Below are 20555 nucleotides of genomic sequence, written 5' to 3'. Positions count from 1 at the left end.
GACGACTATCTGGTCAAGCCCTTCGCCTTCAGCGAACTGAGCGCGCGGCTGCAGGCGCTGGTGCGGCGCCCGCCGCTGGCCGAGGCGACGACGCGGCATCGCGTGGCCGATCTGGAGGTCGACGTGACCGCACACCGGGCGACCCGCGCGGGCCAGACGCTGGACCTGACGCCGCACGAGTTCAAACTGCTGGAGCGGCTGGCCCGCAACGCCGGTCACGCCGTGACGCGCACCATGCTGCTGGAAAGCCTGTGGGGCTTTCACTTCGACCCGCGCGCCAATCTGATCGACGCCCACATCAGCCGCCTGCGGGCCAAGGTGGATCGCGGCTTCGATCAGGAGCTGATCCACACCATCCGGGGGGTGGGCTATGTCCTCAAGGCCCCGGACTGAACCGAAACGCCCGTCCGTCTGGACCACGGCCAGCCTGCGCTACGCCGCCGCCTTCTCGGCCCTGTTCGGACTAGGCGCGGCGGTGATGATCGCGGGCGTGGACTATGGGCTGATGCGCTTCGCCGAGGCTGAAGTCCGCGACGGGCTAAACCACCAGATGGACGTCATGCGCGCCGACGCCAACCGGCACGGCACGGCCCAGCTGGTGCAGGAGCTGAACGCCGAAGCCCGCAACCGCGACGCCCGCCGCTATCTGTTGCTGGTTGAGGCGCCGGACGGCAGCACCTTCTCCAACGGCCTGACGCGGCTGGCGGTCAATCAGAGCGGCTTCCGCCGCAACCTGCCCAACAAGGCGCGCGCCGCCCGCTGGCCCGATCAGACGCCCAACATGCTGACCTTGAGCGCCCAGGCGTCCGACGGCGGCCTGCTGGCGGTCGGGCGCGACATCCAGCATCTGGATGAACTGCGCGGCGGCATCCGCCGCTACGCCCTGATGAGCGGGATCGCCCTGATCCTGCTAGCCCTGGCCGGCGGCTGGGCGGCCGGGCGGCTGTTCCTGCGGCGGCTGGAGGGGGTCAACCAAGCGGTCGGCCGCATCATCGCCGGTCAGGATTCGACCCGCCTGCCCGCCGTCGGCCTGGGGCGGGAGTTCAATGAGCTGTCGGCCAATCTGAACCGGATGCTGGACCGGCAGGAGGCGGCGCTGACGACGCTGAAGACCCTGTCCGAGGGCGTGGCCCACGAACTGCGCGCGCCGCTGAACCGGGTCCGCAATCGGCTGGAGGATCTGGCCGCCAATCTGGACGACGCCCAGGCGCGCGAGGCCGCCGTCGAGCGCGCGCTGGAGGAGACGGATCAGGTCAGCGCCCTGTTCGAGGCCCTGCTGACCCTGGCGCGGATCGAAAGCGGCGACGCCGCCCTGCAGACCGAGCGGCTGGATCTCGCCGCCCTGGCCGCCACGGTGGCCGACATCTACAGCCCCTTCGTCGAAGAGGCGGGCGGGCGTCTGACCGTCGCCCTCGCCCCCACGGCAACGGTCGAGGCCGATCCCGCCCTGATCCAGCAGGCCCTGGCCAATCTGATCGAGAATGCCGTCTTCCACGGCGGCGGCCAGGTCGAGGTCTCGACCTCCCGCGAGAACGGTCGAGCCGTCATCCGCGTCGCCGACCACGGTCGCGGCGTGCCGGAAGCCGAGCGTGAAAAGGTGCTGCGGCGCTTCTATCGTCTGGATCAGGGCGCGAGCGGCCATACGAGCGGCGCCGGTCTCGGGCTGGCCATGGTGGCCGCCGTGGCGCGGGCGCATGACGGCGAACTTCGGCTGGACGACAATCAGCCGGGCCTGGTTGTGGAGCTGGCGCTGCCCATCACGACAGCCAAGCCCTAGTTGCAATTCATTCTCAATTAGTCGATCAAGCCGCTCCATGCCGTTCAGGAGCGCCTCATGACATCCGCCACCTCGACCGTCGCGGCGCCCGGCGGCGCCTTCAGCCTGAAGCCCCTGCTGTTCACGGCGGGCGTCGGCAGCATGTCGATGATGGCCTTCGTCGCCGTGGTCGGGCCGATGGCGCGGCTGCTGGGCCTTCAGCCCTGGCATGTCGGAGCGGCGGTGACGGCGGCGGGCCTGGCCTGGATGCTGATGGCCCGCTTCTGGGGCGCGCGCAGCGACGAGGTGGGGCGGCGCAAGGTGCTGCTGATCGCCCTGGCCGGGTTCGCCGTCAGCTATGCGGCGCTGGGCCTGTTCATGAGCGCGGCCCTGGCCCTGGTTCCGGCGGCCATCGTCAGCTTCCTGGGCATGACAGCGGCGCGCACCGCCGCCGGGGCCTTCTACGCCGCCGTGCCGCCGATCTGCGCCGCCGTGGTCGCCGACCACACGGCGCCGCACGAGCGCGCCCGCGCCATGGGCGCCGTCGGCGCGGCCAGTTCTCTGGGCATCGTCTTCGGACCTGGGGCGGCGGGCCTGCTGGCCGGTTGGAGCCTGAGCGCCTCCCTGATCATCATCTCCGCCCTGCCCGTCCTGGCCTTCATCGCCGTGTGGCGCTTTCTGCCCGCCGATGCGCCGCACGAGACGCGCAAGAAGGCGGCGCTGAAGCTGTCCGACCTGCGCATCCGCCGCGCCGTGGTCACCGCCTTCGCCGCCATGTGCGGCGTCGTCGTCTGCCAGGTGGTCGTCGGCTTCCTGGCCCTGGACCGCTTCGGCCTGTCGCCCAATGAGGCGGCGCGGACGGCGGGCGTCGCCCTGGCCGTGGTCGGCGTGGTGCTGTTCTCGGCCCAGATGGTGCTGCGTCGATTGAACTGGACGCCGTCGCGCTTCATCCGCATCGGCGGGAGCATCGCCGCCGTCGGCTTCGTCGCCGCCGCCTTCGCCGCGACGCCGCTGCAACTGTGGGCCGCCTATGGCGTCATCGCGGCGGGCATGGGCTGGGTCTATCCCTCGCAATCAGCCCTCGCCGCCAATGCGGTCGAGGCCCACGAACAAGGCGCCGCCGCCGGGGCTGTGGGCGCCGCGCAAGGCCTGGGCGCCGTGCTGGGGCCGCTGGCTGGAACCGTGGCCTATCAGGCGGCGCACGGGGCGCCCTACGCCGTGTCGGCGGTGATGATCCTGATCGCAGCGCTGTGGCCCGCCACGCGCCTCAAGGCCGGCTAGTCCATTATCAATGTTTTGAGCGAATATCTGGGTTCACATGCGATCGCATGTGAACCGATTTCGCTCTAGGCGCGCGCCTTTTCGACCTCAAACCCCGCTGACAGGGCGTCGACCAGCCACTGGGTTCCAGCGTCGCCGTCCGAGCGTTCGTGCCAGACCAGGTGATAGTCGAACGGCCGCATCTCCTGCGGCGCCGGGAAGGCGCGAAGGCCGTGCGCCGCCGCGAAGTGTTCGGCCGCGCGGCGCGGCAACAGGGCCACCGCCTCCCCCGCCTGCAACAGATAGGGGACCAGGGCGAAGCTCTCGGCCCGCACCAGGACGCGGCGCTCGGCCATGTCCGGCAGGTCGTCCGCCACCCAGTCGCCGAAGCCGTCCCCGGCCGACGGCGCGACATGGGGCCAGCGCAAAAGTTCAGCGTGCGTCGGCGTCGCCTGATGCACAGGATGATCCGGCCGCGCCAGGCCCAGATGAGTCTCGCGGAACAGCCAGCGCGACTTCAGCCCCGCGCCCTCGGGGCTCCAGCCGGTCAACACCAGATCCAGCCGTCCGTCCTCCAGCCGTCTCAGGCTGGCGTCCGACAGAGGCTCGACCGCCAGTTCCACCCCCGCCGCCTCATGCTCGATACGGGCCAGCGCGGGCGTCAGAACGCTGAGCAGGCCGAAGTCGGTGGAGGCCAGACGGAACACCCGCTTCATCCGACCGACGTCCAGGCCGGGGTCGCGCAGCAGACTCTCGCCCGCGTCCAGCCAAGCGCGCAAGGGGCCGGACAGGGCCTCGGCGCGCGGCGTCGGCATCATGCCGCGCGGCCCGCGCACCAGCAGGGGGTCGTCGAACTGATCGCGCAACCGGGCCAGGATTCGGCTCATCGCCGGCTGGCCGATGCCCAAGCGTTCGGCCGCGCGCGAGACGCTGCGCTGCTCGATCAGCACCTGAAGGTGCTGAAGCAGGGTGAAATCGACGCGGTGGGGAAGTCGCCCCGACATAAGGCCTCGCTGCGTGACGCCGGACGCGCCGCCCTCGGCTGTATTAAGAACGCCTCTTAATTGCAACACGTTCGCAGAGCCGTTTCGGCATACCCGCACGACGCCTCGTCGCCCGCGCCCTCATGCGCCCTAGCGAATGGCGCCCATGCCGAATCCGACATTGAGACAATATTGCGAATGATTATTAGGAGCGAGCCGCTCGCACGGTCGAGCTTTCCTCCCCTCCCTGGGCGCCTGTCGCCCGCCAACGCACGCCTTTGGGGGCGCAGATGCACCTATCGAAACGCCACATCGGGCTGGGCCTGATGACCACCACCCTGCTCGCCACATCGCCGGTCCTGGCCGAGACGTTTCCGTCCGACCTCTCGAGCGTCGACCCGCAGGCGACCTCCGTCAGCGACGTGGTCGTGACCGCCTCGGGCTCGGCCGTCGACGTGCGCGACGCCCCTGCCTCGATCAGCGTCATCACCCGCGACGAGATCGAGCGTCAGCCGGTCCAGAGCCTGGGCGAACTGCTGGGCCGCCTGCCCGGCGTGACCGGCGGCGTCAGCCCGACCGGCGCCATGTCCAAGATCACCATCCGCGGCCTGCCGGACAACTACACCCTGGTTCTGGTCGACGGGCGCCGCGTCGGCAACTCGCGCGACATCAGCTATCGCCCCGACCTGGGCCGACAGGATCTGAACTGGATCTCGCCCGACATGATCGAGCGCATCGAAGTGGTGCGCGGGCCGATGTCGTCGCTCTACGGCTCCGACGCCATGGGCGGCGTCATCAACATCATCACCCGCAAGATCGCCCCGACGTGGCGCGGCTCGGCCAACACCAGCTACACTTGGTCCGAGGATTCCGAGCGCGGCGACGCCTATCAGCTGGGCGTCAACGTGGCCGGTCCGCTCACGGAAAACCTGGGCCTGCGCCTGGGCGCGACCTACGCACGCACCAATCCGGATGAAGTGAACATCTCCGGCGCCAACGGCACGGGCGGCGTCGTCAACAAGAGCCTGAACGGCGTGCTGAACTGGGCGCCGGTCGAGAACCACAACTTCTCGTTCGAGGCCAACTACGGGGTGGAGGAGCCCCTGGCGCCCAAGCTGCTGGTGCCGAACCGCAACGGCGTGCTGACGCCGCAGGGCGCCTTCGGCTCCGAAACCGAACGCACCAATTTCCGCGCCAGCCACGAGGGCGAATGGTCCTTCGGCAAGACGCGCCTGGACGTTTATCGCAACGCCTTCGAGAACAAGGCGATGGGCGAGTACGGCGGCTCGGCTGAGTTCGAGGAGCTGATCGTCGACGGCCTGTGGAACTTCGAGAAGACCTTCGTCTGGCAGCACAAGTTCGCCCTCGGCGCCCAGTATCGCCAGGAAGAGCTGACCAACACCGACACCATCGGCACGGTGCCGATCGACTATGACGGCAACGTCATCACCGGGGCCACGCTGAAGGGCGACACGGCGGCCATCTTCGCCGAGGACCAGATCACCATGCGCGAAAACCTGCTGCTGACGCTGGGCGGTCGCCTGGACAGCCACGACAAGTACGGCGAGCACTTCAGTCCGCGCGCCTATCTGGTCTGGCATCCGGCCGAGGCCTGGACCCTGCGCGGCGGCGTCTCCAAGGGCTTCCGCGCCCCGTCCCTGAAGGAGAACAGCGCCGGCGCCGCGACCCAGTCGGGCGGCAACGGCTGCCGGGGCCTGATCGGCATGGCCGCCAAGGACAAGAACGGCAATCCGATCCTGGACGGTAACGGCAATCCGCTGGTCTACACCTCCGGCGGCTGCTGGATGGCGGGCAACCCGAACCTTAAGCCCGAGGAAAGCACCAGCTACGAGTTCGGCTTCGCCTATGACGGCGACGCCTACAGCTTCGCCGCCACCTATTTCCACACCGACTTCGAGAACAAGATCCAGTACGCGCCGCTGGGCTATTTCGAAGGCCGCTGGTGGACCAAGAACGAGAACGTCCAGCGCGCCCGCACCAAGGGCCTAGAACTGACCGGTCAGGCCAGCCTGCCCTACGATCTGACCCTGCGCGGCAACGCCACCTGGATGATCGAAGCCAAGAATCTGGACACGGGCGCCAATCTGATCACCACGCCGGAATGGTCGGGTTACGCCTCGCTGGACTGGCGGGCGACCGATCGTCTGGGGCTCATGCTGTCGGCCCAGTACACCGGCGAACAGCTGAGCGGCGGCTCGACCCTGACCAACGCCCGCACCGAGTTCGACCTGACCACCGCCTATGAGGCGTCCGACACGGTGACGCTGCGCGCCGGCGTCTCCAACCTCTTCAACGAGAAGGTCAGCGGCACCGCCGGCGATGGCTACTACTCGCCCGGCCGCCGCTTCTTCGTTGGCCTGACCACCCGCTTCTGATCCGGAGAAACTGCGATCATGACTACCCTACGCAAATCCCTTCGCGGCGCCGCCCTCGGCGCGCTCCTGGCGGCTTCGGCCGTCGCCGTTCCGACCCTGGCTTCGGCCCAGGCCCTGTTCTCGGCGCCCGAACGCCTGGACGGCGGCCAGGTCGGCTTCTCGTCCGGCGAGCGCGGCAAGCCCGTCCTGCCGGGCGGCCCGGTCGTGGCCAATGGCCGCGGCTTCCATCCGGGCCAGAGCATCGTCCTGATGTACGGCCAGACGCCGCTGTCGACCGGCCCGATCACGGCCAACGCCGAGGGCGGCTTCGAAGCGCGCCTGACGCTGCCGGCGAACGCCCAGCCCGGCAACCACCCGATCGTGGCGGTGTCGCAATCGCCCTACAACGCCGTCCTGGCCGATCTGAAGATCTCGCCGAACGTGCCGCTGTCGAATGAAGCGGCCTATCGGATCACCAGCATCCAGCCGACGCGCGGCCTGTACCAGACCGCCTATAGCGCCAAGCGCAACGCCGTCTTCGCCACCTCGGCGGTCGGCCGCCCGCCGGTGCGCCAGTCGGAGCTGCTGCGCCTGAACGCCGACACCCTGGCGGTCGAGGCCCGCGTCACCCCGGCCGCCGCGCCGGGCCGCACCGGCCGCGACGGCCAGCCCCAGGACGGCGGCGTCTTCGCCGTCTACGGCGTCGGCGTCGACGACGCCAACGACACCGTCTGGGTCTCGAACAGCCGTCAGAACACGGTCGCCGTCTACCGCCAGTCGGACCTGTCGCTGGTGCGCCAGTTCGAGCCGGGCACGGTCAACCACGCCCGCGACGTCGTGATCGACGAAGAGCACGGCAAGGCCTACGCCAGCGCCACCTTCGAGCCCGAGGTCGTGGTGTTCGACACCGCCGCCCTGACGGTCGCCAAGCGGATCAAGATCGACTCGACCGTGCGCGGCGAGACCTTCTCGGCCGCCAGCGTCTCCTACGACCGCGAAGCGCGCCGCCTGTACGTCGCCTCCAACTCGACCAATGAGGTCGCCGTCATCGACGCCGCCGCCGACACCGTGCTGAACGTCTTCCGCGTGCCTGGCGCGCGCAGCGTAATCGGCGTCTCGCACGATCCGCAGACCGACCGCATCTTCGTCGCAGCCCAAGGCACCGATAACCTGGTGGTGCTGAACGGTTCGGACGGCTCGGTCGTGGCCGACACCCCGGTCGGCGCGGGCGCCCTGAACGTGGTGTTCGAGCCGAAGTCGCGTCGCGCCTTCGTCAGCACCTTCGGCGCGGGCACGGTGACGGTGACGGACGTCGACGGCCGCATCGTCGCCAACCTGCCGGCCCCGCCGGTGGCGAACCACGTCTCGACCGATGGTCGCGGCAACGTCTATGTCGCGGTCAAGTCCGGCTGGACCACGGACGGAAACGACTCCGTGCTGCGCATCCGCCCGGCGCGTTGATCCGAACAGCCCCCGCGCCCGGCGCGGGGGCTTTTTTCTTGCCGCGCCGACTAGCCTCGATAAGGCGCGGCGAAGCGCAGCACGGTCGGCAAGGCCGCATAGGGCGTCGAGCCGTGATCCTCGTCCTCCAGCACCCGCAGGCTCGCCCCACGGGCCTCCAGATCGCGGGCGTTGGAGACCATGCGCCGGCCCAGGTGCGCGGGCGGCAGCCCCTCCATCTCCTCACGGGCGCCGACTGCGACCAGCAGGTTCGCGCTCTCGGGCTGGGCGGCGACCACCGCCGGGTTCCACCAGATCGACGGGCTGATCGCGGCGTAGCGGGCGAAGGGCGCTCCGGCGGCGCGCGCCTCCAGGACGAAAAGGCCCGACATGGAATGGCCCATCAGCACCGCCTGCTCGGGATCAGCGCCCAGGGCCGTCAGCTGCGGCAGCACTTCCGTCGTCAGCCGCGCCAGCAGGGCCGCGCCGCGGGGCTCGGGCGTCTGGCCCTGCGGCCCCGGCGTGAAGGCGTAGGCGGCGACGCGATCGGCAACGCCCGACAGGCTGACGCCCGCCGTCATCATCGCATCCACCCGCGTCTTGGCCGAGCGCCGCAGCAGCCGTCCGGACACCTGGGCGGCCGTATCGAAGAAGGCCTCCCCCTCCAGCAGCACCAGAACCGGCCAGCCGCCGGGCGGCCGTTCGCCCTGCGGCGTCGCCACCCGCACGTCCACGGCGGGCGCGCCATCGACAGCGGGCAGGCGGATGGCGTAGGGCTGGGTCGTGTCGGGAGCCGCGTCCTTCTGGGACGGGTCGGCAGGGGCGGGCGAGGTCAGCGTCATACGGCCACCCTAGCCTATCTGGCCATTGATATGTATTGCGACGCATTCTCTGAGTGGAGTTCGTGAATTGGCGAACGCTGAAAACGCCGTGCCCGAGGCGGTCGTCGCCTATTCCAGAAGCGCGCGGACCAAGCTGTTCGCCATCGCCGTTCTGGCCGCGCTGGCGGCGGCGGCCCTGCTGCTGGACATCGCCACCGGTCCGTCGTCGATCTCGCCCCTGACGGTGCTGCAAGGGGTGTTTGATCCGTCCAGCCTGAGCACGGCCCAGCAGGCCATCGTCTGGCAGGTGCGCCTGCCTTATGCCCTGATGGCGATGATGGTCGGCGCGGCCCTGGCCCTGGCGGGCGCCGAGATGCAGACGGTGCTGAACAATCCGCTGGCCAGCCCCTTTACGCTGGGCGTCTCCTCGGCGGCCTCGTTCGGGGCTTCGCTGGCCATCGTGCTGGGTCTGGGATCGTCCTTCATCGGGGCCGACTGGCTAGTGCCGCTGAACGCCTTCGTCTTCGCCTTCGGTTCGGTGCTGGCGCTGCAGGCTCTGGCGCGGATGAAGGGGTCGGGGATCGAGAGCATCGTCCTATTCGGCATCGCGCTCGTTTTCGCCTTCAACGCCCTGACGGCGCTGGTGCAGTTCCTGTCCTCGGCCGAGGCGCTGCAGCAGCTGGTGTTCTGGACCATGGGGTCGCTGTCGCGCGCGACCTGGAGCAATGTCGCGGCCCTGGCGGTCGTGCTGGTCGCGGTCACGCCCTTCTCGCTTCTGTCGTCGCGCGCACTGACGGCGCTGCGGCTGGGCGAGGACCGGGCCATGAGTTTCGGCGTCGATGTGAAGCGTCTGCGCTTCCTGTCTCTGCTGCGGGTCAGCCTGCTGTCGGCGACCGCCGTGGCCTTCGTCGGCGCCATCGGCTTCATCGGACTGGTCGGACCGCACATCGCCCGCCTGCTGGTGGGCGAGGATCACCGCTACTTCCTGCCCGCCAGCGTGCTGGCCGGGGCGGTCATCATGTCGCTGGCCTCGGCGGCGTCCAAGATCATCGTGCCGGGCGTGCTGATGCCCGTCGGCATCGTCACCGCCGTCATCGGGGTGCCGGTCTTCCTGCTGCTGATCTTCCGCAACGGAGGCCGGGCATGAGCGACCTGTCGATCAGCGGCCTCGACGCCGGTTACGGCGGCCAGCCCATCATCAGCGGCTTCAGCCTGCCGCCCCTGACCGCGGGCGAAGTCGTCTCCGTCGTCGGCCCCAACGGCGCGGGCAAGAGCACCCTGCTGCGCAGTCTGGCGGGCCTGATCCCGGCGCACGGCTCGATCCGGCTGGACGAAGCCGAACTGACCCGGCTGTCGCTGGCCGACCGGGCCAAGCGCGTCACTTACATGCCGCAGACCCTGCCGCAGGGCGTGGCCCTGACGGTGCTGGAGACGGTGGTCGCCTCGATCCGCGCCACGCCCCTGCGCGGCGCCGTCTACACCGACGCCCAGGCGGCCGAGCGCGCCTATGAGGTGCTGCAACGCATCAACGCCGAGGCTCTGGCCGGACAGCGACTGGACCGGCTGTCGGGTGGTCAGAAACAGCTGGCGGGTCTGGCGCAGGCTCTGGCGCGCGAGCCGCGCCTGCTGCTGCTGGACGAGCCGACCAGCGCGCTGGACCTGCACTATCAGCTGCGCGTGCTCGACCTGGCGCGCGAGGCGGCGGCCGAGCGGGGCATGACGGTGATGATCGTCCTGCACGACCTGCAGGCGGCGGCGCGCGTCTCGGACCGGATCGCCGTCATGGCCAAGGGGCGGTTGGTCGCCTTCGGGACGCCCGACGAGGCGATCACGCCCGATATCCTGGCAGAGGTCTATCGCGTCTCGGCCCGCGTTCAGCGCTGCGACCGCGGCGCGCTGCAGGTCATGATCGACGACGTGCTGAGCTAGAGCTTCCCTCTCCCGATGGGAGAGGGCTTGAGCGCGCGGCGGCGCAGCCGTCGCTCTGGCGCGAAAGGGTGAGGGTTCCGTCCTTGCCTTCGGCGCAAGCCGCAGCACCAGCTTCAGCAACACGGCCTTTCGGCCGACTTCACCCGAGAACCCTCACCCTTTGGCTGCTACGCGTCGCCCTACGGGTCGCCTTCGCCAATCGCTTCGCTCTTGGAGGTTCAAGCCCTCTCCCACCGGGAGAGGGCTGCCAATAGTCTTACGGACGGATCAGCGTCACCACGTCGCCGGTCGGGTCAACCGGGACCGGCGTGCCGGCCGGGGCGCCGCGCGGCAGGCCGCGGGCCTTGTTCGAGACGTAGACGGCGTTGGTCGCGCGGTCGATGGCGATGGTCTGGGGGAAGGTGCCCGTCTCCAGGTTCGCCTTCACCGCATAGGTGTCCGAATCCAGCACCGTCACCGTGCCCGCCTGGCGGTTGGCGACGTAGATCTGCTTGACCGCGCCGTTGTAGGCGACGCTCAGGGCGCCCGCGCCGGTGGCGACCTTGTGGATCAGGGCGCCGGTGTCGGCGTTCAGCACCGTCAGCTCGCCCGACTTCTGATTGGCGACGAACAGGCGGCGGCCTTCGGAATCGACGGCGACGTTGATGGTCGAGTCGCCGTGCGACGGCCATTTGCCGACAGTCTCGCCGGTGGTCAGGTCGATGGCGGCGACTTCATTGCTGCTCATGCCCGTGACGTAGAGGCGGTTGGTCGCGGGATCGAGCGCCGCGCCGGTCAGGCCGCCGACCGTGGCGGTGATGGTGCGTTCGACCGTGTTGGTCGCGCCGTCGATGACCCAGATCAGGTTTGGCTTGGAGGCGTCGCCCGCCTCGCCGCCGACGACGCTGACATAGACCTTGTTGTTCGCCTCATCGACGACGACCTGGCGGACGTGGGCGCCTTCTTCGTCGCCGTTGCGGATGGTGGCGATCACTTCTCCGGTGCGGGCGTTGATGGCCGTGACCGCGCCCGCGCGGGTGTCGGTGCCGTACAGCACCTGGGTGCGGGTGTTCAGGTTCAGGCCGTAGAGCGGGTTGGCCGAGACGTCGACCGAGGATTCCGGCGCCAGCGTCTGGCCCTGCAGGCGGACGATCTGGGCCTGGTTGGCGCCGCGCGGGCCGACGGCGGCGACATAGAGGTCGTTGTCGGCCGGGTTGAAGACGATCTCGTACAGGCCGCCGGGGGCGACCTTGACGGTCTTCTCGATCGTCTGGGCCGAGGCGGTCGACGCCATCGCCAGGGCGGCGAAGGCGGCGGCGGTCAGAATGCCGTTGCGAAGGGTGATCATGACGGTTCTCCGGAAATGCGCTTAAAGGGATGAAATCAGGCGGCCGGGACCAGGTCGGTCCAGTAGTCTCCGCGATAGGGGACGGCCAGGAAGTCCTTGTTGATCGTGTCCAGCGTCGCGCGCGGGTCCAGATCGGCGAACAGTTCGGGCTGGATCCACTTGGCCAGCACCTCGGTGGCGACGATGTCGATGGGCGAGTTGATCAGCTGGTGCGACAGGCCGTGCACCTTGCCCTCGCGCACCGCCTTCAGGGTCGACAGGCCGCGCCGCCCGGCCACGCGGCGCAGCGAAGCGCGCGAGGTCTCGGCGTCGTATTTCGGGCCGACGACGAAGCCGCCGGTCTTCTCCAGATGCGGACCGCCGGTGGCGATGTAGATGTCGGGATCGCGCTCGACCACGAACTCCAGGTTCAGCTTGCCCGACGGCTGTTTCAGCACCTCGGCGCCGATGTTGCGGGCGCCGACGAAGGTCAGATAGTCGCCGATGTTCCCGGCCCCGACCGAGTTGCAGCAATCCGGCCCGTTGCCCGCGTGGGCCTCCAGGAAGACGGTCGGCTTCTGCTCGTCCTTCAGGCCGGCCACGCGGTCGGAGATGACCTTCAACCGGGCGGCGCGGAAGGCGTTGTAGGCCTCGGCCTGTTCTTCGCGGCCGATCATAGACCCCAGCAGGCTCAGGCTGCGCGGCTGGTTCTCAAACGGGTGCTGGAAGAAGTCGATATAGGCCACGCGCACGCCCGCCTGCTCCAACTGGGCGGTCTGGGCGTCGGTCGGGCCGGAATCCAGCGACACCAGGGCCACCTGCGGCTGGGCGCCCAGCACCGCCTCGACGTTGAAGGCGGCGGCCGAACTCGGCGTCTTAGGCAAGCTCGCCAGCGCCGGGGTTTTCTCAAGATAGGCGGCGTAGATGTCCGGGCTGAGGCGGTTCACGTCGCCCGCCCAGGCGGCCAGCAGGCTGACCGGATCGGGATGGATCAGCGACAGGGCGATCAGGAAGCGGCTGTCGTCGATCGACAGCTTCGTCACCGGCGGGGTGATCGCCAGCGGCCGGTCGCGCAGGTCGGTCAGCAAGGAGGTCGGCGCGGCCGCGTCGCGGCGCGTGCAGGCGGCGGCCCCGGTCGCCATCAGGGCGGCGGCGCCCAGCAGCAGGGCCCGACGTCCCAACCTCACCTCGACCATCGACCCGATCTCCGCCCATTCGCCAGCGACGCCAGCGGCGCTTCGCCTCGACGCTTAATGATAATCACTGTCAGCTTCAATCGCTGATTTGTCGCATGAAGCAGTGCCGCCGCTCAGCGCGGCGGGATGATCCGGGCGAAGCGGGCGGCGTCCCCGCCGGGACGCGCCTGGTCCGCCGTCCGTTCCTGACGCACGGCCTCAGTCAGGGCCCTGGGGTCGTCGCAGAAGATGCGGTGCAGCATGGCCATGACGGCCTCGGCCCGCTCGTCGGCCAGCGAATAATAGATTGAGCGCGACTCGCGCCGGGTCTTCACCAGCCCCGACTGGCGCAGCTCGGCCAGCTGTTGCGACAGGCCCGGCTGGCGCAGGCCCAGATCCTGTTCCAGCTGACCGACCGAGCGCTCCTGTCCGGCGATATGGCACAGGATCAGCAGGCGGTTGGCGTTGGCCAGTTGCCGCAGAAGTTCGGCCGCCTCGGGGGCGACGGCCTTCAACTGCTCCAGATCGGCATCGGCGGGCTTCATCGCGGCCCCGGCTGATAATACCAGGCGTCGTCGCCCGCCAGCACATCGGCGAAGTCGGTCGGCGCCGCCGAAAGCATGGGCGCGCCCGGCGTCCAGCCCTCGGGCGCCGAGGCCCCTTCCCGATCCGCCGCCTGCAGGGCCGTGATCAGGCGCAGCAGCTCCTCGACCGAACGGCCGACATTCATCGGATACCAGCTGATCGCCCGCACCACGCCGTTCGGGTCGATGACGAAGGTGGCGCGCACCGAGGCGCTGTCCGGCGCCGCCGGGTCAATCATCCCATAGGCCTGGGCGATGGCCATGGAGGGGTCTTCGATGATCGGGAACTCCACCGTCACGCCGAAACGGTCGCGGATGTCCTTCAGCCAGGCCAGATGGGAATAAAGGCTGTCGACCGACAGGCCCAGCAGCTCGCAGCCGATGGCGGTGAAGTCCGTCTGACGCCGGGCCATGGCGATGAACTCGCTGGTGCAGACCGGGGTGAAGTCCGCCGGGTGCGAGAAGAAGGCCAGCCAGCGCCCGCGATAGTCGCTCAGCCGACGCTGGCCGCGCGTCGTGCGGGCGGCGAAATCCGGCGCCGCCTCATTGATCCGCAGAGGCCGCAGCAAAGGCGTGTCCGTCATCGAGTCGGTTTCCATGCCATAGGGCTACGCGCAGCCGAGGCGCAGCGCACCTCGAAAACAATTACTTGCATATAATATGTAAATATCTAATTGCTTGATGCAGATCAATGCGGAGAGACGCCGTGACCGACGCCCCCATCGACCCCGCCCGCGATCATGCCCGTGATCACGCCAGGGAATTGATCGAGGCCGCCCTGACGAACGCGGCCCAGCGCCCCGTGGTCAAATCCTTCTTCGACCCCGTCACCTTCACCGTCAGCCATGTGGTGCGCGATCCCGGCTCGAACGCCTGCGCCATCATCGACAGCGTGCTGGATTACGATCAGGCGGCGGGCCGCACCTCGACCGCCTCGGCCGACGCCCTGATCGCCCATGTCGAGGCCGAAGACCTTGAGGTCCAGTGGCTGCTGGAGACGCACGCCCACGCCGACCATCTGTCGGCCGCGCCCTATCTGCAGGAGCACCTCGGCGGCCGTCTGGCCATCGGCCGCGACATCATCAAGGTGCAGGACGTCTTCGGCAAAGTCTTCAACGAGGGGACCGCGTTCCGCCGCGACGGCAGCCAGTTCGACCAGCTGTTCGACGACGGCGACCGCTTCGCCATCGGCGGGCTTCAGGCCACGGCCCTGCATGTGCCCGGCCACACCCCGGCCTGTCTGGCCTATGTGATCGGCGACGCCGTCTTTCCCGGCGACACCCTGTTCATGCCCGATTACGGCACGGCGCGATGCGACTTTCCCGGCGGCGATGCGCGGACGTTGTATCGCTCGATCCAGCGGCTTTTGTCCCTGCCCCCGGCGGCGCGCGTCTTCCTGTGCCACGACTACAAGGCGCCGCCCGCCCGCACCGAGTTCGCGTGGGAGACCACCATCGGCGCCCAGCGCGAGGGCAACATCCACGTCCGCGACGGCGTGACCGAGGATGAGTTCGTCCAGATGCGCACCGCCCGCGACGCCACCTTGTCCATGCCGCGCCTGATCCTGCCTTCGGTTCAGGTCAACATGAACGGCGGCCGCATGCCCGAGCCGGAAGACAACGGCGTCCGCTACCTGAAAGTCCCCATCAACGCGCTCTGACGCGCACCCCTTTTCCTCAAGCCAGAGAACCGCCTCATGGACATCCGCCCCCTGGAAGACCGCCTGCACGTCTCGCCGCAGATCCTGCCTGAGGAGGTCCAGACGGCGGCCGCCCAAGGCTATCGCGCCATCATCTCCAACCGCCCCGACGCCGAAGAGCCGGGCCAGCCGATGACCGAAGATATCCGCGCCGCCGCCGAGGCCGCGGGCCTGACCTTCGTCCACATCCCCATTCGCGGCGGTGCCATGACGCCCGACGACGTGGCGCGCTTCAAGGCGGCGCTGGCTGACCTGCCTCAGCCCATCCTCGGCTACTGCCGCTCGGGCACCCGCACCACCTATCTGTGGGCCCTGTCGCAGGCGGGCGAGCGCCCGGCCGAAGAGATCGTCGCCCTGGCCGCCGCCGCCGGTTACGATGTCTCGCCGCTCGGCCCGCGTCTGGAGGGCTGAGGCATGGCCCATGCGCAAGCTTCCGAGACCTGTGACGTCCTGATCATCGGCGGGGGCGCCGCCGGGATCGCCACGGCGGCCAGCCTGCTGCGCCGCCGCCCCGGCCTTGACGTGGTGATCGTCGAGCCGTCCGAGCGCCACTATTACCAGCCCGGCTGGACGCTGGTCGGCGCGGGCGTCTTCACGCCCGAGCGCACCATGCGCGAGACCTGCCGCCTGATCCCCACGGGCGCCCGCTGGATCAAGGACCGCGTCGTCGACTTCGCCCCCGAGGCCGATCAGGTGCGCCTGTCGGACGGCCGCCGCATCGGCTATCGCGCCCTGGTCGCCGCGCCGGGCATCAAGCTGGACTGGGACGCCATCCCCGGCCTGAATGAGACGCTGGGCCGCAACGGCGTGACCTCCAACTACCGCTTCGATCTGGCGCCCTACACGTGGAAGCTGGTGCAGGAACTGAAGGGCGGCCGCGCCCTGTTCACCCAGCCGCCCATGCCGATCAAATGCGCAGGCGCCCCGCAGAAGGCCCTCTATCTGTCGGCCGACCACTGGCAGCGCACCGGCGCCCTCAAGAACGTGGACATCGAGTTCCACAACGCCGGGGCCGTGCTGTTCGGGGTCAAGGACTACGTCCCCGCCCTGATGAAATACATCGAGCGTTACGGCGTCGACCTGCGCTTCAACTCGCGCCTGACCGCCATCGACGGCGAGGCGCGCAAGGCGACCTTCGCCGTCACCGACGCCGATGGGGCCGTCAGCGAGGTCGTTCGCGACTTCGACATGATCCACGTCTGCCCGCCGCAGACCGCGCCCGATTTCATCCGCAACAGCCCGCTGGCCGCCGACAGCGGCTGGATCGACGTCGATCAGGCAACGCTGCACCACAACCGTCTCGACAACGTCTTCGGCCTGGGCGACGCCTGCTCAGCGCCCAATGCCAAGACCGCCGCCGCCGCCCGCAAACAGGCGCCGGTCGTGGCCGAGAACGTCATCTCCATGCTGGACGGCAAGGCGCTGAAGGCGGTCTATGACGGCTACGGCTCCTGCCCCCTGACGGTCGAGCGCGGCAAGATCGTGCTGGCCGAGTTCGGTTATGGCGGCAAGCTGCTGCCCAGCTTCCCGGCGTGGATGCTGGACGGGCGTCAGCCGACCCGCCGCGCCTGGCACCTGAAGGCGCAGGCCCTGCCGGAAATCTACTGGGTCGGGATGCTGAAGGGCCGCGAATGGCTGTGCGCGCCCGACTGCGTCGAGCCGGGCGTCGCCCCCCGCGCGAAGAGCGCCGCCTGATGGGCGAGCCGCTCAGCCTGCTGCAATACGGACTGGGCGCCGGGGCGGGGTCGCTGGTCGGCTTCACCCTGGGTCTGGTGGGCGGGGGCGGCTCGATCCTGGCCGTGCCGCTGATCGTCTATCTGGTGGGGGTGAAAGACCCGCACCTGGCCATCGGCACCAGCGCCTTCGCCGTAGCGGCCAACGCCTTCGCCAACCTGCTGAACCACGCCCGGCACGGGGCGGTGAAGTGGAGGATCGCCCTGCTGTTCGCGGCGGCGGGCGTGGTCGGGGCGGCGCTGGGCTCCAGTCTCGGCAAGGCGGTGGACGGGCAGAAGCTGCTGGCCCTGTTCGCGGTGCTGATGCTGGTCGTCGGCGCCCTGATGCTGCGCGGCCGCTCGGCGGCGGGCGACCCGCACGTGACCCTCCACGCGGGCAATGCGCCCAAGCTGGTGGGCACGGGCGCGGCGACGGGGATGCTGTCGGGCTTCTTCGGCATCGGCGGCGGCTTCCTGATCGTGCCCAGCCTGATGGGGTCGACCGGCATGCCCATCTATTACGCCGTCGGCTCGTCGCTGGTCGGCGTCACCGCCTTCGGCCTGACCACCGCCTTCAACTATGCGCTGGCGGGATGGGTCGACTGGCCGCTGGCCGCGGTCTTCATCAGCGGCGGCGTTCTGGGCGGGTTGGCAGGCGCACGGCTGGCCAAGCTGATGTCCAGCCGCAAGGGCCTGCTGAACACCGTCTTCGCGGGCCTGATCTTCGTGGTGGCGATCTACATGCTGTATCAGAGCGCCGTAGCTCTGAACCTGATCGGATAGGCGAAGAGAACGCCGCGCGAACGGCGGCCTCCCGACCTTCTCATCCGCCGATGGACATGACTACGCGGCCTTCGATCTGACCCTTGTGCATCCGAGCGAAGATGTCGTTGATGTTGTCCAGCGGCTCGACCGTATTGATCGACTTGACCTTGCCGTCGGCGGCGAAGTCCAGCGCCTCCTGAAGGTCCAGCCGCGTGCCGACGATGGAGCCGCGCACCGTCGTCCCGTTCAGCACCATGTCGAAGATCGACAGCGGGAAATCCCCCGCCGGCAGGCCGTTCAGGGCCACGGTCGCCCCGCGCGCCGTCATGCCCAGCGCCTGTTCGAACGCCTTGGGCGAGACGGCCGTGACCAGCACGCCCTGGGCGCCGCCGTCGGTCTGACGCTTGATGTCGGCGGCCGGGTCGTTGGAGGTCTTGGCGTTGACTGTCACTGTCGCGCCCAGCCGCCGGGCCAGGTCCAGCTTGGCGTCGTCGATATCGACCGCCGCCACGTTCAGCCCCATCGCCTTGGCGTACTGCACGGCCAGATGGCCCAGACCGCCGACGCCCGAGATCACCATCCAGTCGCCCGGCTTGGTATCCGTCATCTTCAGCCCCTTATAGACCGTGACCCCGGCGCACAGGACCGGCGCGATCTCCTCGAAGCCGATGTTGTCAGGCAGATGGCCGACGAAGTTCGGATCGGCCACCACATATTCGGCGAAGCTGCCGTTGACGGAATAGCCGGTGTTCTGCTGCTCGTGGCACAGGGTCTCCCAGCCGCCGAGGCAGTGTTTGCAGTGGCCGCAGGCGGTGTAGAGCCATGGCACGCCGACGCGGTCGCCTTCCTTGACGTGCTTGACCCCGGCGCCGACGCCCGAGACGTAGCCGACGCCTTCGTGCCCCGGAATGAAGGGCGGATTCGGCTTGACCGGCCAGTCGCCCTCGGCCGCGTGCAGGTCGGTGTGGCAGACGCCGGTGGCTTCGATCTTCACCTGAATCATGCCGGGGCCGGGCGTCGGGATCGGCGCGTCCTCAATCACCAGCGGCTTGCCGAATTCACGCACGACGGCGGCCTTCATGGTTTTCGCCATGGTCACTACTCCTCGTTGGGTTCGCGAACAGAAAAGGCGCGGACCGAAGCCCGCGCCTTGATCGAGATCAGAAGAAGCCCAGCTTGTCGGGGCTGTAGCTAACCAGCAGGTTCTTCGTCTGCTGATAGTGGTCCAGCATCATGCGATGGTTTTCGCGCCCGATGCCCGACTTCTTGTAGCCGCCGAAGGCCGCGTGCGCCGGATACTGGTGGTAGCAGTTGGTCCAGACCCGGCCCGCCTGAACGGCGCGGCCCGCGCGATAGGCGGTGTTCATGTCGCGCGACCAGACGCCTGCGCCCAGGCCGTATTCGGTGTCGTTGGCGATGGCGATGGCTTCTTCCAGCGTCTTGAAAGTGGTCACGGCCAGGACGGGGCCGAAGATCTCCTCCTGGAAGATGCGCATGTCGTTCGTACCCTTGAACACCGTCGGCTTGACGTAATAGCCGCCCGCCAGATCGTCCTTCAGCACCGCCTGATCGCCGCCGGTCAGCACCTCTGCGCCCTCGTCCTTGCCGATCTTCAGATAGGACAAGATTTTCTTCAGCTGCTGTTCCGAGGCCTGGGCGCCGACCTGGGTGGTCGGGTCCAGCGGGTCGCCCTGTTTAATGGCCTCGACGCGGGCGATCGCCTTCTCGATGAAGGCCTCATAGATGTCTTCGTGGATCAGGGCGCGGCTGGGGCAGGTGCAGACCTCGCCCTGGTTGAGCGCGAACATGGCGAAACCTTCCAGCGCCTTGTCGAGGAAGGCGTCGTCGGCGTCCATCACGTCCTTGAAGAAGATGTTCGGCGACTTGCCGCCCAGCTCCAGCGTCACCGGGATGATGTTCTGGGTGGCGTATTCCATGATCTTCTGGCCGACGGCGGTCGAGCCGGTGAAGGCGATCTTGGCGATGCGCGGATTGGTGGCCAGCGGCTCGCCGACCTCAATCCCCGTGCCCGAGACAATGTTCAGCACGCCCGGCGGCAGGATGTCCTGAATCAGCTCCATAAGCAGCAGGATGGAGGCCGGGGTCTGCTCGGCCGGCTTCAGCACGATGCAGTTGCCCGCCGCCAGCGCCGGGGCGATCTTCCACGCCGCCATCAGGATGGGGAAGTTCCACGGAATGATCTGGCCGACCACGCCCAGCGGCTCGTGGAAGTGATAGGCGACCGTGTCGTTATCCAGCTCCGAAATGCCGCCTTCCTGCGCCCGGATGCAGCCCGCGAAATAGCGGAAGTGGTCGATGGCCAGCGGGATGTCGGCGGCCAGCGTCTCGCGCACCGGCTTGCCGTTGTCCCAGGTCTCGGCCTCGGCGATGGCCTGCAGGTTCTGCTCCATGCGGTCGGCGACGCGGTTCAGGATCAGCGCGCGCTGGGCGACGCTGGTCTTGCCCCAGCCGTCCCTGGCCGCGTGGGCGGCGTCCAGCGCCAGTTCGACATCGGCCGCGTCCGAGCGAGCCACCTCGCACAGGACGCGGCCGTTCACCGGGGAGGTGTTCTCGAAATAGCGGCCGTTCACCGGCGAGACCCACTGGCCGCCGATGAAGTTGTCGTAGCGCGCCTTGTATTTCGGCGTCACGGCGCGGACGAATTCGGGTTTGGTCATGGGAACGGCCTCCTTGCGGTTTCCTTGGGCGCCGATTGTCGGCGTCGTTTGAAGCAAGGTCGGTCGGCCCGG

Annotated in this window: 19 protein-coding genes; 11 read left to right on the top strand and 8 right to left on the bottom strand. The window is 68.9% G+C overall.

The window, feature by feature from the left end; genetic code table 11:
* From B2Y21_RS05425 to B2Y21_RS05415, 3 genes are all read left to right on the top strand, one after another.
* Positions 1-393, top strand: a 393-nt coding sequence (locus tag B2Y21_RS05425) for a response regulator transcription factor (protein WP_292057727.1), incomplete at its 5' end; no start/stop codon positions are given.
* Positions 371-1777, top strand: coding sequence for a sensor histidine kinase (locus tag B2Y21_RS05420; protein ID WP_292057725.1), 1407 nt, complete (start codon positions 371-373; stop codon positions 1775-1777). The genes B2Y21_RS05425 and B2Y21_RS05420, both read left to right, overlap by 23 nt.
* A 57-nt stretch (positions 1778-1834) precedes the next feature.
* Positions 1835-3037: an MFS transporter gene (locus B2Y21_RS05415; protein ID WP_292057723.1), complete on the top strand. Its 1203-nt coding sequence runs from the start codon at positions 1835-1837 to the stop codon at positions 3035-3037.
* 65 nt (positions 3038-3102) lie between these two features.
* On the opposite strand, the gene B2Y21_RS05410 is transcribed toward B2Y21_RS05415, so the two are convergent.
* Positions 3103-4020 (bottom strand): LysR family transcriptional regulator, encoded by a 918-nt coding sequence (locus B2Y21_RS05410; RefSeq protein ID WP_292057721.1) that lies wholly within the window; start codon positions 4018-4020, stop codon positions 3103-3105.
* A 269-nt stretch (positions 4021-4289) separates the two neighbouring features.
* On the opposite strand from B2Y21_RS05410, the gene B2Y21_RS05405 reads away from it, so the two are divergent.
* Both B2Y21_RS05405 and B2Y21_RS05400 read left to right on the top strand, forming a co-directional pair.
* The gene (locus tag B2Y21_RS05405) at positions 4290-6395 is read left to right on the top strand and encodes a TonB-dependent receptor domain-containing protein (protein WP_292057719.1); all 2106 of its coding nucleotides are present in this window, start codon (positions 4290-4292) and stop codon (positions 6393-6395) included.
* A gap of 18 nt (positions 6396-6413) precedes the next feature.
* On the top strand, positions 6414-7835 hold the full coding sequence (locus tag B2Y21_RS05400; RefSeq protein WP_292057717.1) for a YncE family protein: 1422 nt from the start codon (positions 6414-6416) through the stop codon (positions 7833-7835).
* Between the two features lie 50 nt (positions 7836-7885).
* Here B2Y21_RS05400 and B2Y21_RS05395 read toward each other — a convergent pair whose 3' ends face one another.
* Positions 7886-8656 carry an alpha/beta hydrolase gene (locus B2Y21_RS05395; RefSeq protein ID WP_292057716.1) on the bottom strand — a complete coding sequence of 257 codons (771 nt, stop codon included), beginning with the start codon at positions 8654-8656 and terminating at the stop codon, positions 7886-7888.
* Positions 8657-8723: 67 nt separating this feature from the next.
* On the opposite strand from B2Y21_RS05395, the gene B2Y21_RS05390 reads away from it, so the two are divergent.
* Together B2Y21_RS05390 and B2Y21_RS05385 are read left to right on the top strand one after the other, a co-directional pair.
* Positions 8724-9782 carry a FecCD family ABC transporter permease gene (locus B2Y21_RS05390; protein WP_292057714.1) on the top strand — a complete coding sequence of 353 codons (1059 nt, stop codon included), beginning with the start codon at positions 8724-8726 and terminating at the stop codon, positions 9780-9782.
* On the top strand, positions 9779-10564 hold the full coding sequence (locus B2Y21_RS05385; protein WP_292057713.1) for an ABC transporter ATP-binding protein: 786 nt from the start codon (positions 9779-9781) through the stop codon (positions 10562-10564). Before B2Y21_RS05390 ends, B2Y21_RS05385 begins: the two co-directional genes overlap by 4 nt.
* A 256-nt stretch (positions 10565-10820) precedes the next feature.
* Here the strand turns inward: B2Y21_RS05385 and B2Y21_RS05380 are convergent, their stop codons facing one another.
* From B2Y21_RS05380 to B2Y21_RS05365, 4 genes are all read right to left on the bottom strand, one after another.
* Positions 10821-11891, bottom strand: a complete 1071-nt coding sequence (locus B2Y21_RS05380; protein ID WP_292057711.1) for a YncE family protein — start codon at positions 11889-11891, stop codon at positions 10821-10823.
* 35 nt (positions 11892-11926) lie between these two features.
* A complete protein-coding gene (locus tag B2Y21_RS05375) occupies positions 11927-13057 on the bottom strand; it encodes an ABC transporter substrate-binding protein (RefSeq protein WP_292057729.1) in 1131 nt (376 codons plus the stop codon).
* Positions 13058-13179: 122 nt separating this feature from the next.
* Complete coding sequence (locus B2Y21_RS05370) at positions 13180-13590, bottom strand: ArsR/SmtB family transcription factor (RefSeq protein WP_292057709.1); 411 nt, start codon at positions 13588-13590, stop codon at positions 13180-13182.
* Entirely contained in the window at positions 13587-14228 is a 642-nt protein-coding gene (locus tag B2Y21_RS05365) for a peroxiredoxin (protein ID WP_292057707.1), read from the bottom strand. The genes B2Y21_RS05370 and B2Y21_RS05365 overlap by 4 nt, the downstream gene beginning before the upstream one ends.
* Before the next feature lie 92 nt (positions 14229-14320).
* Here B2Y21_RS05365 and B2Y21_RS05360 point away from each other — a divergent pair, with 92 nt between their 5' ends.
* Genes B2Y21_RS05360 through B2Y21_RS05345 form a run of 4 tightly spaced genes read left to right on the top strand, consistent with a single transcriptional unit; the run spans position 14321 to position 17823 of the window.
* On the top strand, positions 14321-15289 hold the full coding sequence (locus tag B2Y21_RS05360; protein WP_292057705.1) for an MBL fold metallo-hydrolase: 969 nt from the start codon (positions 14321-14323) through the stop codon (positions 15287-15289).
* Positions 15290-15325: 36 nt separating this feature from the next.
* On the top strand, positions 15326-15739 hold the full coding sequence (locus tag B2Y21_RS05355) for a TIGR01244 family sulfur transferase (protein WP_292057703.1): 414 nt from the start codon (positions 15326-15328) through the stop codon (positions 15737-15739).
* 3 nt (positions 15740-15742) lie between these two features.
* Positions 15743-17023, top strand: a complete 1281-nt coding sequence (locus B2Y21_RS05350) for an NAD(P)/FAD-dependent oxidoreductase (RefSeq protein WP_292057702.1) — start codon at positions 15743-15745, stop codon at positions 17021-17023.
* Entirely contained in the window at positions 17023-17823 is an 801-nt protein-coding gene (locus B2Y21_RS05345; protein WP_292057700.1) for a sulfite exporter TauE/SafE family protein, read from the top strand. Before B2Y21_RS05350 ends, B2Y21_RS05345 begins: the two co-directional genes overlap by 1 nt.
* A gap of 40 nt (positions 17824-17863) precedes the next feature.
* On the opposite strand, the gene adhP is transcribed toward B2Y21_RS05345, so the two are convergent.
* Both adhP and B2Y21_RS05335 read right to left on the bottom strand, forming a co-directional pair.
* Positions 17864-18898, bottom strand: coding sequence for an alcohol dehydrogenase AdhP (adhP, locus tag B2Y21_RS05340; protein WP_292057699.1), 1035 nt, complete (start codon positions 18896-18898; stop codon positions 17864-17866).
* 67 nt (positions 18899-18965) lie between these two features.
* The gene (locus B2Y21_RS05335) at positions 18966-20483 is read right to left on the bottom strand and encodes an aldehyde dehydrogenase family protein (protein WP_292057697.1); all 1518 of its coding nucleotides are present in this window, start codon (positions 20481-20483) and stop codon (positions 18966-18968) included.
* Between the last annotated feature and the right edge of the window lie 72 nt (positions 20484-20555).

The sequence above is a fragment of the Brevundimonas sp. UBA5936 genome, assembly GCA_002430835.1.
GTDB lineage: Bacteria > Pseudomonadota > Alphaproteobacteria > Caulobacterales > Caulobacteraceae > Brevundimonas.
Note: the sequence above shows the minus strand (reverse complement) of the source record. Positions and strands in the feature narration are given on the sequence as shown.

Coding starts and splice junctions, on each gene's coding strand:
- B2Y21_RS05420 (WP_292057725.1), top strand. CDS start 371: ATGTCCTCAAGGCCCCGGACTGAACCGAAACGCCCGTCCGTCTGGACC.
- B2Y21_RS05415 (WP_292057723.1), top strand. CDS start 1,835: ATGACATCCGCCACCTCGACCGTCGCGGCGCCCGGCGGCGCCTTCAGC.
- B2Y21_RS05410 (WP_292057721.1), bottom strand. CDS start 4,020: ATGTCGGGGCGACTTCCCCACCGCGTCGATTTCACCCTGCTTCAGCAC.
- B2Y21_RS05405 (WP_292057719.1), top strand. CDS start 4,290: ATGCACCTATCGAAACGCCACATCGGGCTGGGCCTGATGACCACCACC.
- B2Y21_RS05400 (WP_292057717.1), top strand. CDS start 6,414: ATGACTACCCTACGCAAATCCCTTCGCGGCGCCGCCCTCGGCGCGCTC.
- B2Y21_RS05395 (WP_292057716.1), bottom strand. CDS start 8,656: ATGACGCTGACCTCGCCCGCCCCTGCCGACCCGTCCCAGAAGGACGCG.
- B2Y21_RS05385 (WP_292057713.1), top strand. CDS start 9,779: ATGAGCGACCTGTCGATCAGCGGCCTCGACGCCGGTTACGGCGGCCAG.
- B2Y21_RS05380 (WP_292057711.1), bottom strand. CDS start 11,891: ATGATCACCCTTCGCAACGGCATTCTGACCGCCGCCGCCTTCGCCGCC.
- B2Y21_RS05370 (WP_292057709.1), bottom strand. CDS start 13,590: ATGAAGCCCGCCGATGCCGATCTGGAGCAGTTGAAGGCCGTCGCCCCC.
- B2Y21_RS05365 (WP_292057707.1), bottom strand. CDS start 14,228: ATGGAAACCGACTCGATGACGGACACGCCTTTGCTGCGGCCTCTGCGG.
- B2Y21_RS05360 (WP_292057705.1), top strand. CDS start 14,321: ATGCGGAGAGACGCCGTGACCGACGCCCCCATCGACCCCGCCCGCGAT.
- B2Y21_RS05355 (WP_292057703.1), top strand. CDS start 15,326: ATGGACATCCGCCCCCTGGAAGACCGCCTGCACGTCTCGCCGCAGATC.
- B2Y21_RS05350 (WP_292057702.1), top strand. CDS start 15,743: ATGGCCCATGCGCAAGCTTCCGAGACCTGTGACGTCCTGATCATCGGC.
- B2Y21_RS05345 (WP_292057700.1), top strand. CDS start 17,023: ATGGGCGAGCCGCTCAGCCTGCTGCAATACGGACTGGGCGCCGGGGCG.
- adhP (WP_292057699.1), bottom strand. CDS start 18,898: ATGGCGAAAACCATGAAGGCCGCCGTCGTGCGTGAATTCGGCAAGCCG.
- B2Y21_RS05335 (WP_292057697.1), bottom strand. CDS start 20,483: ATGACCAAACCCGAATTCGTCCGCGCCGTGACGCCGAAATACAAGGCG.